The 13,294-nt window shown below is 61.4% G+C and carries 14 protein-coding genes; 5 read left to right on the top strand and 9 right to left on the bottom strand.

Annotation, left to right across the window (positions count from 1 at the left end; all coding sequences use genetic code 11):
• Positions 1 to 24: 24 nt before the first annotated feature.
• Positions 25 to 1,431, top strand: a complete 1,407-nt coding sequence (locus tag HH303_RS18415) for an MATE family efflux transporter (protein ID WP_169626870.1) — start codon at positions 25 to 27, stop codon at positions 1,429 to 1,431.
• Between the two features lie 35 nt (positions 1,432 to 1,466).
• On the opposite strand, the gene HH303_RS18410 is transcribed toward HH303_RS18415, so the two are convergent.
• From HH303_RS18410 to dctP, 6 genes are all read right to left on the bottom strand, one after another.
• Entirely contained in the window at positions 1,467 to 2,192 is a 726-nt protein-coding gene (locus tag HH303_RS18410; protein WP_169626869.1) for a ribonuclease activity regulator RraA, read from the bottom strand.
• A gap of 11 nt (positions 2,193 to 2,203) precedes the next feature.
• Positions 2,204 to 3,937: an L-arabinonate dehydratase gene (gene araD, locus HH303_RS18405; RefSeq protein WP_169626868.1), complete on the bottom strand. Its 1,734-nt coding sequence runs from the start codon at positions 3,935 to 3,937 to the stop codon at positions 2,204 to 2,206.
• 11 nt (positions 3,938 to 3,948) lie between these two features.
• A complete protein-coding gene (locus HH303_RS18400; protein WP_169626867.1) occupies positions 3,949 to 4,116 on the bottom strand; it encodes a hypothetical protein in 168 nt (55 codons plus the stop codon).
• Positions 4,117 to 4,127: 11 nt separating this feature from the next.
• On the bottom strand, positions 4,128 to 5,444 hold the full coding sequence (locus HH303_RS18395; RefSeq protein WP_169626866.1) for a TRAP transporter large permease: 1,317 nt from the start codon (positions 5,442 to 5,444) through the stop codon (positions 4,128 to 4,130).
• Positions 5,434 to 5,955, bottom strand: a complete 522-nt coding sequence (locus HH303_RS18390; protein ID WP_169626865.1) for a TRAP transporter small permease subunit — start codon at positions 5,953 to 5,955, stop codon at positions 5,434 to 5,436. Before HH303_RS18390 ends, HH303_RS18395 begins: the two co-directional genes overlap by 11 nt.
• 87 nt (positions 5,956 to 6,042) lie before the next feature.
• The gene (gene dctP / locus HH303_RS18385; protein ID WP_169626864.1) at positions 6,043 to 7,080 is read right to left on the bottom strand and encodes a TRAP transporter substrate-binding protein DctP; all 1,038 of its coding nucleotides are present in this window, start codon (positions 7,078 to 7,080) and stop codon (positions 6,043 to 6,045) included.
• Positions 7,081 to 7,243: 163 nt separating this feature from the next.
• Between dctP and HH303_RS18380 the strand changes: the two genes are divergently transcribed.
• Both HH303_RS18380 and HH303_RS18375 read left to right on the top strand, forming a co-directional pair.
• A complete protein-coding gene (locus HH303_RS18380) occupies positions 7,244 to 7,975 on the top strand; it encodes a GntR family transcriptional regulator (RefSeq protein ID WP_227421936.1) in 732 nt (243 codons plus the stop codon).
• Positions 7,976 to 8,345: 370 nt separating this feature from the next.
• Positions 8,346 to 8,768 (top strand): SbtR family transcriptional regulator, encoded by a 423-nt coding sequence (locus HH303_RS18375; RefSeq protein WP_169626863.1) that lies wholly within the window; start codon positions 8,346 to 8,348, stop codon positions 8,766 to 8,768.
• Here HH303_RS18375 and HH303_RS18370 read toward each other — a convergent pair.
• The 3 genes from HH303_RS18370 to HH303_RS18360 all read right to left on the bottom strand — a co-directional run bounded on the left by HH303_RS18370 (position 8,765) and on the right by HH303_RS18360 (position 11,491).
• Positions 8,765 to 9,592: a transglutaminase-like domain-containing protein gene (locus HH303_RS18370; RefSeq protein ID WP_227421935.1), complete on the bottom strand. Its 828-nt coding sequence runs from the start codon at positions 9,590 to 9,592 to the stop codon at positions 8,765 to 8,767. The two genes, HH303_RS18375 and HH303_RS18370, sit on opposite strands and share 4 nt — an antisense overlap.
• Before the next feature lie 591 nt (positions 9,593 to 10,183).
• On the bottom strand, positions 10,184 to 10,537 hold the full coding sequence (locus HH303_RS18365; RefSeq protein ID WP_169626861.1) for a hypothetical protein: 354 nt from the start codon (positions 10,535 to 10,537) through the stop codon (positions 10,184 to 10,186).
• A 273-nt stretch (positions 10,538 to 10,810) separates the two neighbouring features.
• Positions 10,811 to 11,491 (bottom strand): Crp/Fnr family transcriptional regulator, encoded by a 681-nt coding sequence (locus HH303_RS18360; RefSeq protein WP_227421934.1) that lies wholly within the window; start codon positions 11,489 to 11,491, stop codon positions 10,811 to 10,813.
• Between the two features lie 196 nt (positions 11,492 to 11,687).
• Between HH303_RS18360 and HH303_RS18355 the strand changes: the two genes are divergently transcribed.
• Both HH303_RS18355 and HH303_RS18350 read left to right on the top strand, forming a co-directional pair.
• Positions 11,688 to 11,921 carry a hypothetical protein gene (locus HH303_RS18355; protein ID WP_169626859.1) on the top strand — a complete coding sequence of 78 codons (234 nt, stop codon included), beginning with the start codon at positions 11,688 to 11,690 and terminating at the stop codon, positions 11,919 to 11,921.
• Between the two features lie 195 nt (positions 11,922 to 12,116).
• Positions 12,117 to 13,100: an aldo/keto reductase gene (locus HH303_RS18350; protein WP_169626858.1), complete on the top strand. Its 984-nt coding sequence runs from the start codon at positions 12,117 to 12,119 to the stop codon at positions 13,098 to 13,100.
• Positions 13,101 to 13,294: the final 194 nt, after the last annotated feature.

Here is a 13,294-nt window from a genome sequence, read left to right as displayed (position 1 = left end):
TCCCGTCCAGTGAAGGACCAAGCCATGACCAAAGTTCCTCCTGGGGCTGCTAAGACCGGGCCCCGCCTCGCGCGCAAGGTACCGGCCGGCATTCTAACCGGGCCGATCATGCCGACCATGCTTCGCTTGGCGTTGCCGACAATCGCGGTGTTGGTCGTCCAAACGCTTGTCGGGGTGATCGAGACCTATTTCATCAGCTTTCTCGGAACGGAAGCGCTTGCCGGGGTCTCTCTGGTATTTCCGGTCCTCATGCTCATGCAGATGATGTCGAATGGCGGTCTCGGCGGGGGTGTCGCCTCGGCCGTCGCGCGGGCTCTGGGGGCCGACCGGGGGCCCGACGCCGACGCGTTGGTCTGGCACGCGCTCGTCCTCGCCGGCGCTTTCGGCATCATTTTCTCCGCGGCGGTCCTGCTGGGCGGGCCGATGCTTTATCAGGCGATGGGTGGAACGGGACCGGCGCTGACGGCGGCGCTCGCCTATTCGGACATCGTATTCGCGGGCTCCATTCCGATCTGGATCACCGCCTTGCTGTCGGCGGCCCTCCGCGGCGCGGGAAACGTAAAGGTGCCGGCGCTCGTGATTTTCTCCGGCGCCGTGATCCTCATCCCGTTGTCTCCGGCCCTGATCTTCGGCTGGGGACCGCTACCGCCTCTCGGAGTCGCCGGCGGCGGGGCCGCCGTGGTCATATACTACATCCTCGCCGCGCTCATCCTGATCCTGTATCTGCGCTCGCCGAGCAGCCCCGTGAAGCTCGGCATCGGCCGGCTGCACGGCCGCCTGTTCAAGGACATTCTGGGCGTCGGCCTTCTGTCGGCGGTCGGCACGGTTCAGGTCAATCTGACCGTCGCCTTCGTCACCGCCGCCGTCGGCCGGTTCGGTGCGGACGCGATCGCCGGATACGGTATCGCCTCGCGGCTCGACTACATCCAGATACCGGTGATCTTCGGCCTCGGCACCGCCATCGTGAGCATGGTCGGCATCAATATTGGGGCCGGACAGGCGGCGCGGGCGCGGCGCATCGCCTGGATCGGCGGCGCCCTTGCCTTCGGGATGACTGGCACCACCGGCCTCGCCGCCGCGTTTTTCCCGCATCTCTGGATCGGGCTGTTCAGCGACGATGCCCAGGTGCTGGCGATGGGCGCCCTCTATCTGCACACTGTCGCGCCGGTCTACGGCGCCGTCGGCCTGGGCCTGGCGCTGTACTTCGCGAGCCAGGGAGCGAACCGCGTTCTGCTTCCCGTCCTGGCCGGCACCGTCCGCATGATCGTTGCCGCCTTCATCGGCTGGGTGGCGGTCGCCTGGCTGGGAGCCGACCTATCCATCCTATTCCGGATCGTCGCCTTGGCGGCCGTCCTCTACGGCGCGCTCACGGTCGCCGCCGTGTTCGCCGGGGCCTGGGGTCGTCAACGAACGAAGCTGCAGCCGGCGTAAACCGACCTTGCGGGACCGCTAGCGGATGACGGGTCTCAGCGGCCGGTCTTTTTCCGCCAGTCTTCGTACTTCCTGAGGTTGGCCTCCTCGGTCGCCGGATACAGGCCGATGACTGCGGCGCCGGCTAGGACTTCCTCGAGTACGAAATCCTCGAAGCTTTCCATGCCCGTGCATTCATCGGCGATCTCGGTCGCGAGATGGGCCGGAATGACCATCACCCCGTCTTTGTCGCCGACCAGTACGTCGCCCGGGAAAACGGCCACGTCACCACAGGCGATGGGCACATTTAGGTCGAGCGCCTCATGCAGCGTGAGATTCGTCGGCGCCGACGGATTGGCGCAATAGGCCGGCATGTCGAGCTTGCCGATGCCGTCGCAGTCCCGGAAACCACCATCGGACACGACGCCGGCGACGCCCCGGATCGCGAGCCGCGTCACAAGGATCGACCCCGCCGTCGCGGCGCGTGCATCCTTGCGCGCGTCCATGATCAGCACGTGGCCGGGCGGGCATTGCTCGACCGCCACGCGTTGAGGATGAGCAGGATTGCGGAACACGGTGATGGGATTGCGGTCTTCGCGCGCCGGGATGTAGCGCAGCGTGTAGGCGGGCCCGACCATGTTCTCCTCTTTCACGGCGACCGGGCGAACCCCCTGGATGAACTGATTGCGCAGCCCGCGTTTGAACAGCGCCGTTGCGATGGACGCAGTCGAGATCTTCTTCAGCTTGGCACGGGTGTCATCGGACAGAACGGTATCGATCATTCTCAGATCCTTCAGTAGATGTCTGGTTCGCCGGCGGCGCGGCCGAAATCGGATTGCAGGAAGTCGAAATCGCAGCCCTTGTCAGCCTGAGTGACGTGACGGGAAAACATCCAGCCCCAGCCGCGCTCGAACCGCGGTTCGGGCTGTTTCCAGGCTGCGCGCCGACGTTCCAGTTCAGTGTCGTCCACCAACATGTCGAGGCGTCGCTTCGGCAGATCGAGCCGGATCGTGTCGCCAGTACGCAGCAACGCGAGCGGCCCGCCGACATAACTTTCCGGCGCGACATGCAGGACGCAGGCACCATAGGAGGTTCCGGACATGCGGGCATCGGAAATGCGCAGCATATCCCGGTGCCCCTGCTTGATCAGCGCCTTCGGGATCGGCAGCATGCCCCATTCCGGCATGCCCGGCCCGCCCAGCGGCCCGGCATTGCGCAGGACAAGGACGGTATCCTGCGTGACGTCGAGGTTTTCATCGTCGATCGCAGCCTTCATCTCCGGATAGGAATCGAAGACCAGCGCCGGCCCTTCATGGACGCGGAACTTCGGGTCGCAGGCGGCCGGCTTGATGACGGCGCCGTCGGGACACAGATTACCGCGCAGAACCGCCAGCGACCCCTCATGGTAGACCGGATTGTCGAGCGGCCGGATCACGTCGTCATTGAAGACCTTTACGCCCTCGATATTCTCCCCCAGCGTCCGACCGGTCACGGTCAGGACCGACAGGTCGAGGCGCGTGCCGATCTGGCCCATCAGCGCTCGCATACCGCCCGCATAGTAGAAATCCTCCATCAGATAGTCGCTGCCCGCCGGACGGACATTGGCGACGAGCGGGGTCTCCCGGCCGAGCCTGTCCAGATCGTCCAGCCCCAGATCGACACCGGCGCGGCGCGCCATCGCAATGAGATGGACCACCGCATTGGTGGAACACCCCGTCGCCATTGCGACGATGGCGGCGTTTTGAAAGGCGGCGGGCGTCAGGACCCGGTCCGGCGTCAGATCCTCGAACACCATCTCGACGATACGGCGACCGCAGGCGGAGGCCATGCGCTGGTGGTTTGAGTCGACCGCGGGGATCGAACTCGCACCAGGCAGGGTCAGCCCAAGCGCCTCCGCGATGCCCATCATGGTCGCCGCCGTGCCCATGGTCATGCAGGTCCCGGCGGAGCGCGCGATACCACCCTGCACTCCGAGCCATTCCTCGTCGCTGATATTGCCGGCGCGGCGTTCATCCCAGTATTTCCAAGCATCCGACCCGGAGCCAAGGATTTTACCGGCATAATTCCCGCGCAGCATCGGGCCGGCCGGAAGATAGATCATCGGCACGCCGGCGGAAATCGCCCCCATCACGAGGCCGGGTGTCGTCTTGTCGCAGCCGCCCATCAGCACGACGCCGTCCAGCGGATGGGATCGGATCATCTCCTCCGTCTCCATGGCCAGCATGTTGCGGTAGAGCATGGAGGTGGGTTTCGTGAAACTCTCGTCGACCGACAGGGCCGGTATCTCGACCGGCAGGCCGCCTACCTGTTCGACTCCCCGCTTCACGTCCTTCACACGCTCCGGGAAATGCGCGTGGCAGGTGTTGAGCTCAGACCAGGTGCTGAGGATGCCGATGATCGGCTTGCCGAGGAACTCCTCCTCGGCATAGCCGAGCTGCATCATGCGCGATCGATGGCCAAAACTGCGCAGGTCGTCGGGTGCGAACCAGCGGGCGGAACGGAAATCCCTGGGGTCTTTTCGTGTCACGACACCAAAACTCAACCGGTGAAGCCAAAGATGAGCCAACAGACGACGATCGTGAGCACAAGGCCGAACACTTCCGGCCAATTGCCCTGATCGTGCCTGTCGGCCTGCTCTTCGGTCGTGAATGCCAGCGCGGAAATATCCACTTCCCGGCCGCCGAAACTGTCGTCGTCCTTGCTCATAGCGGTTTTCCTCAATCAAACAGACCCGGAAGCCACAAGGCGATCTCCGGGAAGAACAGCACCAGAAACAGGCCCGTCGCCTGGAGCGCGATGAACGGCAGCACGGCCAGGAATATCTCCTGCAGTTCGATGTCCTTGGGCGCGACCGATTTCAGGAAGAAACAGGCGGGGCCGAAGGGCGGTGAGAGGTAGTAGATCTGGATGTTCATCGCGAACAGCACGCCGAACCAGACGGGATCGAAGCCGAGGTCGATCACGACCGGGGCGAAGATCGGTACGGTGATGAAGATGATCGCGATCCACTCCAGGAAGGTGCCGAGCACCATCACGATCAACATCATCACCGCGATGATGAGAAGCGGCGCGATATCAAGGGAGGTCAGCATCTCGCGCAGGAATTCGCCGCCGCCGATCCGGTTGTATATGCCAATCAGCGAGACCGCACCGAGAACCAGCCAGATGATAGATCCAACCGTCAGCGCCGTCTGGCGCATCGCGTCCCGCGCCATCACCCAGGTCAACTCGCCCCGGACGGCAGCCACGACAAGAGCCCCGACGGCGCCAACCGCGGCGGCCTCGGTGACGGTGGCGATGCCGGAATAGATTACGCCGAGAACCGCGGTGATCAGGACGCCCGGCAGCACGATCCCCTTCAGGAACCGGAGGCGCTGATGCAGGGGCAGGCCGGTTTCCGGAATGTCGAAGATCGGCGCCATGGCCGGATTCAGGCGTACCCGGATCAGGATGTAGACGATGAAGAGTGACGCGAGCAGAAGCCCCGGGACGGCGGACGCCGCGAACAGTTTGGTGATCGAGACCTGGGCGGCGAGCCCGTAGACGATCAGCACGACCGATGGCGGGATCAGGGTCGCAAGCGCACCGGCACCGCAGATGATGCCGATCGACAGCTTGCGATCGTAGCCGAGCCGCAGCATCTGCGGCAGGGCGATGAGACCGAGCATGACGATCTCGCCGCCCATGATGCCCGACATGGCCGCAAGCACGACCGCGACCACGCAGGTCTGGACCGCGACCGAGCCACGGAACCGACCGCCCAGTATCGCCATGGAATCGAACAGCGATTTTGCGATGCCCGATCGTTCGAGGACGTTGGCCATGAACACGAAAAAGGGGACCGCGATCAGCTCATATTTGTGGAGCACTTCCCCGACATTGGCCGCCACGATGAAAAAGCCGGCGCGCTCCCCGAAATACAGGATCGCGGTGCCGAGCGATACGGTCAACGTGGTGATGCCGAGCGGAACGCCCAGCGCCATCAGGGTCAGCAGGGAGACGACGATCAGCAGGGTGATGATTTCAATGCCCATGGCCGATGTCCTGGTCGGTCCGCTGCACCCAGCGGGTGATATTCGCGGCAAGCTGGAGCAGGTATAGGACGCAGCCCACGACAAGCAGAACTTTCAGATAGGTCGGCTGGATCGAGTTCATCGCCGTGCCGGAATGTTCCATATGGCGAAGCGCCTTGATCGCCGGATCCCAAAGGGCGAGCATCAGGATGAAGATGGCTCCGGCGGCGATCAGCATCTGAACCAACAGGCACCAGCGCCACACGCGCGGACCGACCAGGATTTCCACCATGGTGATGGCGATGTGTCGGTTTCGCTCGGTGACATAGCCGACGGACAGGACCCAGGCGGTCGCGCAGAGGGTCATGGCGAGTTCGGTGGACCAGACCGTCGGCCGATCGAACCCGTAGCGCATCACGACCTCAAGTGCCGATACTCCGATACAGGCAAACAGAAGTATCGAACATGCCTGCCCGATAAACACGCTCACGCCGTCCATCGCGGCGGCGCAACGGGCGAACAACCGTCGCATCTCGGACCCTCCCGGGAAGAAACTTTGAACCAGGCCCCTCCCGGCACCGGACAAACCGGCGCCGGGAGGGTATACAAGGCGACAGGATCAGTCCTTGAACAAGCCGATCTGTTTCATGTAGGCGAGATTCGTATCCAGCGCTTCTTGGGCCAGGTCGGATTTCTTGGCGAATTCCTCCCACTGCTTGCGCGCGACCTCGCGCAGTTTGTCACGATCGGCCTGCGCCCAGTTGATCACTTCGATCTTGTCGCCGGCGTCGTCGCGGGCGGCGAGCTCGGCATCCTTCTTGGCAACTTCCACCGTCATCGCGCGCATCGCGCTGTACCACCAGTCGCGTAGCGCGGTTTGATCCGTTTCAGACAAGCCGTCCCACTTCGCCTTGTTGATCGTGAATTGCATCGACGGCATGGAATGGATGCCCGGATAGAGTGGGAACGGGGCCACATCATGCAGGCCCGTGGCATCGTTGTTGACGTAAGCGGAGGCATCCGCGGCGTCGACGATGCCCTTTTCAAGCGCGCCGAAAACTTCCGAGAACGGGATCGATACGGGCGACGCGCCGGCCGCCTGGAATACCGCGGCGGCAAGCCCTTCCGGCGAGCGGATCTTCTTGCCGTTCAGATCCTCGAACGTGCGGATCGCGACACGCGCCGGCAGCGCCTCGCGCGAATAGGGCCCGCAGGCTACGACATGGACCTCGCCCGCGGTGAGCGCGTCGGCCGCCTTCTGCATCATGGCCTCGCCGCCGCCTTCCTGGCAAAAGCCGATCATCTGTTCCGGCGTATCGTAGCCGGAAATCAGGTCTCCCATGATCGCGAAGGCCGGCTCTCGGCCCGAGAAATAGTTCACCGAGGTGAAATCGCCGTCCAGCACGCCGGCGGCAACCGCGTCCGGCGTTTCCTTGGCCGGAACGATCGATCCGTTCGGGCTCAGTACGACCTCCACCCGACCGTCGGTCATTTCCTTGATTTTCGGAAGCCAGGTCTCGGTCAGGTACTGGGTCGAGAAGTCGCCCGCGTTGAACGACGTCTGGATGGTCAGCGTCTCCGCCCGGGCGGTGGCGGCAGTGGCGGTAGCGATGGCCGACAGGGATGCGGCGAGAAGCGCCGTCCTGGTGAATGTCATGATGTCCTCTCCCTCTGAATTGTATGCGAGGCCTGATGCCCCGTTTATTGATGTACTAATATATTAGTGCATCGGATGCAAGGGCGATATATCCTTCCGCCACGGTGCCGGGAGGTTGGCGGCACGGTTTGTACGCGCACCGGGATATCACCCGAACAGGGGCATGATGACGAAGAACAATATGATGGTGGCGGATAGTCCAGACGACGACCGACGCGCACGCCTCGTGCGTCATCCGGTCCGACGGGTCTCCGCCAGCCAGCAGATCCACGATTCCCTGCGCGACCGTATCGTGTCCCTGGAACTTGCGCCCGGGCAGAACCTGTCGCGTATCGAGCAGGCGGAATTCTATGGCGTCAGCCAGACACCCGTCCGCGACGCCATGTTGAAGCTTGAAGAGGAAGGGCTGCTGGTCATCTATCCGCAGTCGAAGACCGAAGTGTCGCGGATCGACCTCGACCATGCCCGGGAAACGCAGTTCCTGCGACTGTCGCTCGAACTGGAGGTCACCCGATCGCTGTCGAAGCGGCGCGACCCGTCGATGCTCAAGGCGGCCCGGGAGGCGCTGGCAAGCCAGCAGGCTGCGCTCCGGAGCGGTAAGCTCGACCTGTTCTCCCGCTTTGACAAGAGCTTCCACCGCTCGCTCTGTGAGGCGGCGGGCGTGCCGGACCTATGGCAGTTGATCCAATCCCGGTCCGGCCATATCGACCGGCTCAGAAGCCTGAATCTTCCCGACCCCGGAAAGCCGTCCAGCATCCTTGCCTATCACGAAAAGATCTTGTCCGCGATCGAGGACGGAGACACGCCGCGCCTCGAAACCGCGGTGCGCGAACATCTGTCCGGCACGCTGGCCATGGCGGACAAGATCGCGGAACGGCATCCCGAATTCTTCTGACCCGTCAGCGCGCGAGTCGCCCTCGCACGTGGACCCTGTCTGACCCCCTCCTTATTCTGGCCGGATGCGGTCCGGGGACAGGGTCGTTTCCTCACCGAAAATCGCTAAATTTTTATACTTAGCGATGTCGCCAGTGCCAAACTTGGTTAACAACGTCGCTGAGACGGCGCTGGAGTACCAAATTTTGATAGTTAAGGCTGTCACTGTGCTTGGTTACCGCCCACCACATCCTTTTCCTGATTCGCTGTGGTGCCGATTTTATGGTCCCACGGGTGGCGGCGTCAGTCTCATAAAATAGGCCGACAAGTCAGCAAAAACGGGCAATCAAACCGCGACAAAACCGCCGTCCACCAGAAGCTCTTCCTCTCCGATGAAGCTGCTGTCGCTCGACGCGAGAAGAGTTTCTAGCCGCGGTCTAAGGCGAGCGATTTGTGACTTTTGCGAAAGCGATCCGCGCGCAGATACCGAGCTGACTCCACTACGTGCGATGCGCTCCTATCTCGAACAACTTGCCCAACATACGAACGTCTATCGTGGCCTCGCGACGTCGCTCGGAACAGTTCTACAGATCGGAACGCCAGGCTGTATCGCAGTCGGTGAAAAAGGGCATAGGCTTTTGGAGAATGCCCAAAGTGCGGGCGTCATTCGGCCGGACGTCCGCTTTGATGACATCGTATGCATGGCAATCGCTATCTCACTGGCGACCGAACGGGAAGCGTCACCGAATGGGCACATGGCTCATCTGGTTGATCTATCTATCAATGGAATCGTCTCGGGAATCGTCTCGCGCTAGATCGGTCTCGGTATACCGTCCAAAATCAGGGCCTCACTGTCGGGTCGTGACCGCATCATTTCGGTCAGTTGATCGTAAGATTGGGTGTCATCGACTTGGACGGTCCAAACCCGGAGAAGCGTCAGCGCGTAGTTTCCAAACGCCGTTATCATCGCGACGTCGGCTGCGTCACGCCCGCGCACCATCAGAATCCGGCCGATCCGTGGCGTGTTGTATCTCGGATCGAACACATGCCATTTCCCTTCCAGAAACACTTCGCTCCAGGCGCAGAAATCACCCGGGCTTTCGGCGCTTTCGCCTATGTCGCTAAGATAGCCGCTGGCGTAGCGCGCGGGAATGTTCATCGCACGGCAAAACGTGATGAACAGATGGGCGAAATCCCGACAAACGCCGCTTCGTTCCCGAAAGACATCGAGGGCGGTTTTCATCGGTCTGGCAAAGCGATATCCGAATGTGACGTTATTGTTCACCCAATTCGAAATCGCCTGAACCCGTGCCCAGCCGGGCGCGGCATGGGAGAACATCTCCCAAGCCTTATCCACCAATTCGTCGCTTTCGCAGTATCGACTGGCGGTGAGATACGGCAGCACCTCCACGGGGAGATCCATGATTTCGTGCTGTCTTGCGTTCCAATCGTAAGGATCCGGTGCGCCGCTATCTTCCACGATACAGTCGGACCACAAGGTCGTCGGCCCCGTCGGCGCCTCAATCCTTGCGCATCGGTTGCCGAACATATCGGAAAACTCCTCAATCGTCGCCGGTGCTTCGATATGGATGGCATCCGACCCGAAATGCGGAGCAGCGTTCGATACATGCGGATACATCGAAAGGAGCATCGGCGTCGGTTTGGGACAATCGATCGCGATTTCAAATCCGGTCCTTATCAGCAAATCCAGCGCCTTTCGTTTGTGAAAATTGAAACTGCGTCCCAATCGCGCCGCCTGCACGACTGCCGCCGCAGTTGCATCATAAAGCGCCCCGACGGCCGGACGACTGAGGAGAAAGTCCGCCGCCCCTACGCCAGGATTCCGACCGTTTGCATCGCGGGCAGATACGCTCGCCGGCCCATTCGCTCGAAAATTCGGTTCGGCACTTCAGGCACGTTCGAATCCGAGTCCCGGATTGGGCTATCCCCCCGGCATCGGCCGTCCCGGATTGTTTTGCATGCTCGCTCATCGGCTTTTCCAATCGCGCCCCGCCAGACGGAAATGATCGTCTGTCTTGCAGTCGATCCACTTCCGCCCGCGGTCGCACAACGTCTCTTCGATCCGTGTATGGCCACGGATGGCCCGACGCCCCGTCACGGCACCCGCCGCCGAATTTTCGGCGGCCGATGACGCGGATATAGTCTCACGCCAATCCATAGGGCGGGTCAGCAAGTCCGGGCGACGGCATAACTCAAGGCCCACCGGTCCCTAGGACGCGGTCGCTTCAAGGGCCTCGACACAAGCCTTCGCCAATTCTCGGTTCGGCGAATCCGCCCCCGGCATCGTCGCCCAACCCGTTTCCATCAAGGCTTCGCGCTGTTTGTAGGATGCGAGCCCCTGCAGCTTTTCGAGCTTCTGGGCTCTGTTGATGTCTTTCCGGGAAAGATCCACGCATACCGGGACCAGGGCTGCGACGACCTCATTCTGGGCCATCTCTTGCGCCATTCTGTCGGCGCTGCTGCCCGTCATCCATCCGCCCCAGGAAAACCCGCCGATGGATACGATCACGCCGCCGACGACAGCGCCGTAGAGGGCCGGTTTCAGCCATTCGGGAATGTTCATTTTTAACTCCTCCAGCGGGAATAGTTCCGCTTCGTTTGCATGAATGAAGATTGATAGCGCGCGATCGGACGATCGCGCTGCTGTCGACGCCTTTCCGTTGCAGGTTCATCCGAAAATGCCGCGTTCGGCACCGACCGTGTCAAAAGTCGGCTAGAAGCCAACTATCAAGAAGTACGCGGTATTTCAGCCAGCCGTGCTGATGTAGATTAGCGTTGGGCGGATCGTATCGCGGCAGTGCCGCCGGAATGGACCGAAATCATCGCCGTCGCGACGCTATTTCAACAGGGGGCCAGGCTGATCCAGATAGGCCGGATCGAATCCCGCAAATTCCGTCAGGCGTTCATAATCCTCGAAGGCGACATAGCCGTCCTTCACCGCAACCAGCCCCTCTTCGCGCAATTGCCTTAGCACCCGATTGACATGCACCGCCGTCAGTCCGAGCGCATCAGCCAACAGATATTGGGTAAGCGGACAGTCGAATCCGGCTCTGCTTCCCATTCCGACGAGGCTGAGCCGCGCACCGAGTTCCAGCAGAAAATGCGCCATACGCTCAACCGCGTTGCGCCGTCCGATCCCCGCGAGATGTTCCACGACCATCGCTTCGTCGCGCGATGCCGCCCACAATACCGCCGCCGCAAGCCTGGGTGTGCGTTCGAAAACCCCCAATAAATCGGACAGCAATACCTCGGAAACCTCGATATCGGTCACGGAGACGACGCTGTGATCCGAGACATGCAACAAGACGCTCCGCAGTCCGAGAAAATCTCCCGGAACCTGAAAATCGACGACTTGGCGCTCGCCGTCCTGAAGTATTTTGTAGGAACACGCCCATCCGGCGGACAATACATATGCCGCCTGCCCCAACTGGCCCTGTTGGAAAACATCGCGTCCGGCCGCTATTTTACGCCGCCGCTGATGCAGGGACGCCAGAACGGCGCTTTCAGCCTCCGACAAGGTAATGAACGCACTTAATTTTCTACTGAATGGCCCGTGTTCGAAGTCGCTCAAATACACACTCCAACATCGGTGAAAATTCAGAAATCTCGCCCGCAACTGATGTCGATCAGCTACGCAGGAAGCGTATGAGCGAATATGCAGCGGTCAATTCGGCGGCAATGACGCAATCCCGAAAACCAAGGATAACTGGGAAATGCCCGAGAATCGAGATTGTTATGGCGCCGCAGCATTATCGATTTGCGAGGCGCTGCTCCTTGCGATCAAGGACCTCAAGGTATTACCGGAGCATGAGATCGTCGGCCTCCTCGAAGACGCCGCCGCGTCCCATGAATTTGCCGTTCATCCGGATGCCGAAGCCGATATGCACAGGGAAGCGTCGGTTCTGATCCACAGAATTATCGACGGTGGAATTTCCGTGCGACGGTAACACCCCTCTCCAAGATTTGGGACGACCGCAAACCAGCGCGGCAAATACGGGTTGGCTCGTTGGCACTCCGCCCGCCATGACCCTTCAAGACCGTGTTTTCGAGGCGTTTCCCTTGCCATGTGCGGTGACACGGTTATCTGGATAAGGGAACCGGCGCGCATCTGGCAGCGCCGATTGGAAATCGGGGGAGTCGCAATGGAATATGTGAAGTTCGGACGGACCGGTATGGACGTGTCCAAGCTGGTCCTGGGATGCATGAGCTTCGGTACTGCGGATCGCGGCGCCCATGCCTGGACGTTGAGCGAGGAAGAAAGCCGCCCGCTCATCCGGCATGCGCTGGAAGCCGGGATCAATTTTCTGGACACGGCCAATATCTATTCGGACGGAACATCGGAAGAAATCATCGGTCGCGCCATCCGTGACTATGCACGCCGCGACGAGATTGTCCTGGCAACGAAGGTCTTCTATCGCATGCGGCCCGGCCCCAACGGTGCGGGACTGTCACGCAAGGCGATCTTTGCCGAAATCGACGCCAGCCTCACGCGGCTCGGCACCGATTATGTCGATCTATACCAGATCCATCGCTGGGATTATCTGACGCCGATCGAGGAAACCATGGAGGCCCTGCATGACGTGGTGAAAGCAGGGAAAGCCTTGCATATCGGTGCGTCGTCGATGTGGACGTGGCAATTCGCAAAGGCGAACCATATCGCGGTCCAGAATGGCTGGACGCCCTTTATCAGTATGCAGAACCACGTCAACCTTCTACATCGAGAGGAAGAACGTGAAATGCTGCCCTATTGCCGGGATCAGAACATCGCGGTCATCCCGTGGAGCCCGCTGGCACGCGGACGCCTGACCCGACCTTGGGATCAATCGACAAAGCGTTTGGAAACCGATCAGGTCAGCCCAACCCTTTACATGGACTCCGATGCCGGAATCGTCGCGCGCGTTGCGGAAATTGCCGAACGTCGAGACATCCCGATGGCGCAAGTCGCCCTTGCCTGGGTTCTGCAGAAAGACGGCATTACCGGACCGATCATCGGTGCGACCAAGATGAAACACCTGGACGATGCGATTGCGGCCCTGTCCGTCAGCTTGGATGCGGAAGAAATCGCCGCGTTGGAAGAACTCTACGCTCCACGTCCGGTCGTCGGGCTGGCGCCGCCCCCTAAATAGCACCGGAGAGGCTGTTTGACCGATACGGACGATATGCCCGGCCCCCTGTTCACCCCATTGGAACTGCCTTGCGGGGTCGTGTTGAAGAACCGTCTGGCGAAGGCCGCGATGTCGGATTCGCTCGGCGATGGGGCGGGACGACCGACAGCGCGGCAATCCCGCCTGTATGAACGTTGGTCGCAGGGCGGTTTGGG

This window comes from Pacificispira spongiicola (assembly GCF_012926505.1).
In the GTDB taxonomy this organism is placed as follows: Bacteria; Pseudomonadota; Alphaproteobacteria; order UBA8366; family Aestuariispiraceae; genus Pacificispira; species Pacificispira spongiicola.
Note: the sequence above shows the minus strand (reverse complement) of the source record. Positions and strands in the feature narration are given on the sequence as shown.

What these genes read in the sequence shown, in the direction of transcription:
- HH303_RS18415 (WP_169626870.1), top strand. Translation starts at nt 25, where the DNA reads ATGACCAAAGTTCCTCCTGGGGCTGCTAAGACCGGGCCCCGCCTCGCG.
- HH303_RS18410 (WP_169626869.1), bottom strand. Translation starts at nt 2,192, where the DNA reads ATGATCGATACCGTTCTGTCCGATGACACCCGTGCCAAGCTGAAGAAG.
- HH303_RS18400 (WP_169626867.1), bottom strand. Translation starts at nt 4,116, where the DNA reads ATGAGCAAGGACGACGACAGTTTCGGCGGCCGGGAAGTGGATATTTCC.
- HH303_RS18395 (WP_169626866.1), bottom strand. Translation starts at nt 5,444, where the DNA reads ATGGGCATTGAAATCATCACCCTGCTGATCGTCGTCTCCCTGCTGACC.
- HH303_RS18390 (WP_169626865.1), bottom strand. Translation starts at nt 5,955, where the DNA reads ATGCGACGGTTGTTCGCCCGTTGCGCCGCCGCGATGGACGGCGTGAGC.
- dctP (WP_169626864.1), bottom strand. Translation starts at nt 7,080, where the DNA reads ATGACATTCACCAGGACGGCGCTTCTCGCCGCATCCCTGTCGGCCATC.
- HH303_RS18380 (WP_227421936.1), top strand. Translation starts at nt 7,244, where the DNA reads ATGATGACGAAGAACAATATGATGGTGGCGGATAGTCCAGACGACGAC.
- HH303_RS18375 (WP_169626863.1), top strand. Translation starts at nt 8,346, where the DNA reads ATGAAGCTGCTGTCGCTCGACGCGAGAAGAGTTTCTAGCCGCGGTCTA.
- HH303_RS18370 (WP_227421935.1), bottom strand. Translation starts at nt 9,592, where the DNA reads ATGTATCCGCATGTATCGAACGCTGCTCCGCATTTCGGGTCGGATGCC.
- HH303_RS18365 (WP_169626861.1), bottom strand. Translation starts at nt 10,537, where the DNA reads ATGAACATTCCCGAATGGCTGAAACCGGCCCTCTACGGCGCTGTCGTC.
- HH303_RS18355 (WP_169626859.1), top strand. Translation starts at nt 11,688, where the DNA reads ATGCCCGAGAATCGAGATTGTTATGGCGCCGCAGCATTATCGATTTGC.
- HH303_RS18350 (WP_169626858.1), top strand. Translation starts at nt 12,117, where the DNA reads ATGGAATATGTGAAGTTCGGACGGACCGGTATGGACGTGTCCAAGCTG.